This window comes from Pseudomonas sp. EA_65y_Pfl1_P113 (assembly GCF_963970525.1).
Taxonomy (GTDB): Bacteria; Pseudomonadota; Gammaproteobacteria; order Pseudomonadales; family Pseudomonadaceae; genus Aquipseudomonas; species Aquipseudomonas tritici.
The window spans coordinates 1-552 of the sequence record NZ_CAXAQM010000302.1 but is presented as its reverse complement, the minus strand read 5'-3'; the positions used below and the strand labels follow the sequence as shown (position 1 = coordinate 552).

Here is a 552-nt window from a genome sequence, read left to right as displayed (position 1 = left end):
AATTGGCCCGAAATATCCGCGATATGCGGCAGCGAATCGGGGGCCGCCGGACTGGTCGCCAGTTGCACAACGGTGCGACGATAGGCGGCGATACCGATCGGCGCGACCCCGGCCATTTCCGCCACCGCATCGGCCCAGGCACCCGCCGCGTTGACGAGGATCGTGGCCGACACCGGCCCTGCGCCCGTCTCCATTTGCCAGCGACCGTCCGCACGGACCGCGCGTTGCAGCGGCGAGGACAGCAACAGCTTCACGCCGCCTTGCCGAGCCTGTGCCAGATAATGCGCGTGGAGCGCCGCGACATCGATATAGGTGCTGCTCGCCTCCAGCACGCCCAGCGTCCAATCGGCGCGCAAACCCGGAATATACGCGCGCGGATCGACCCGCTGCAGTGCCACACTGCTGCCCGCAAACTCTGCCAGAAAGCTGTCGATTTTGTCCGCATCGGCGGCGCGCCCGATATGGAGTGAGCCAAGATCGGCCAGAAACCCACCGCCCCGCAACGCAGCGCCCGAAGCGGTGGTCAGCGGCTGCACGCCAGGGCCGCCATAG

General features: G+C 67.4%; 1 protein-coding gene. It reads right to left on the bottom strand.

Annotated features, from left to right (window positions below):
* Window positions 1-536 (bottom strand): FAD-dependent oxidoreductase (locus tag AACY52_RS29740; protein WP_339561291.1); only part of this gene is annotated, 536 nt, incomplete at its 3' end.
* Window positions 537-552 lie beyond the last annotated feature (16 nt).